The organism is Leifsonia sp. HAY1-4F (genome assembly GCF_056755275.1).
The window spans coordinates 1-253 of record NZ_JBNDHX010000428.1; the positions used below are offsets into that span (position 1 = coordinate 1).

1 protein-coding gene is annotated in these 253 nt (G+C 75.9%); it reads right to left on the reverse strand.

The genetic code is table 11. The features are described from left to right. Positions 1–253: DUF222 domain-containing protein (locus tag ACPYOG_RS20060; protein WP_481295856.1), on the reverse strand; the 253-nt coding region annotated here is incomplete at both ends.

A 253-nucleotide genomic window follows, 5' to 3' on the forward strand; every position in this document is an offset into this window, starting at 1 on the left:
GCCAGGGTCCGCTCCGCCGCCTCCAGATCAGCCGGGTTCGCACGGAGGGCGACCCGATCCAGCATCGACACGATCGCCGACGCCGCCAACGCCCCGATCGCCCCGGCCGCCAACGCCGCAGCCACGTGCGGGTGCTTCGCCGGGGCCTCTCCCCCGCTCAGCAGCAGCCGCGGCGCGGTCGCATCCCCCACCTGCACCAGCCGCGACGCCTCCCCGTTCGTCGTTCCCAGCGTCGAGGCGAGCAGCGCCGTGG